At 55.6% G+C, this 628-nt stretch carries 1 protein-coding gene; it reads left to right on the top strand.

Features of this window, described 5'->3' with window-relative positions; all coding sequences use genetic code 11:
* A partial coding sequence (locus RSSM_RS33895; RefSeq protein ID WP_008684045.1) for a hypothetical protein occupies nucleotides 1-628 on the top strand: 628 nt, incomplete at both ends.

Genomic DNA, 628 nt, shown 5'->3' with positions numbered 1-628 from the left:
ACACTCACAGGTGAAGCACGCAGCGGAGACGACGAGGGAAACAACTTTGACCCAAACAACCGACAGTATTTCGGATTTGCCAATTACGACGTTGATCGGAAACACATCCTGCCATGGCATGTGCTCAAACACGAACCAGCCAGCGACACCTACCTCAGCCAACAATTGAACCCAGGTGACACCGTTATACACCTAGATGATGCGACCGGATGGCAGAACGCGGGCCTTCCACACCAACGTACGCTCGCATGGTACGGCTACACCAACAACCAAGGAGATACCTACGACGACTACACCTACACGCGAAACGTTGACTTCCGACCAGACACGGGAGCCTGGGCAGCAGGCGCTGTCGACCAGCACGCAAACACCATCACCCTCATCGAACCTTGGAGCGGTCAAACAATCGCCGCCGGAACCGCAGTCCGCAACGCAACAAGCGGCAGCACTTTCAACTACGCAGCCTTGGCAGGAACCGTCCCAGACACGTGGACAACCTTTGACGCTGTACTCACGGGAGAAGGAACCGCAAGCCCGACTCAGTTTCGACCAGGAACCGCCTTCATCAAACCGATCATTCTGACAAATCGTCAACCTGCTGGAGGACCAACCAACCAAATCCAGTGGC

Origin of the sequence: Aporhodopirellula sallentina SM41 (assembly GCF_000346505.1) — a bacterium.
GTDB lineage: Bacteria > Planctomycetota > Planctomycetia > Pirellulales > Pirellulaceae > Rhodopirellula > Rhodopirellula sallentina.
Note: the sequence above shows the minus strand (reverse complement) of the source record. Positions and strands in the feature narration are given on the sequence as shown.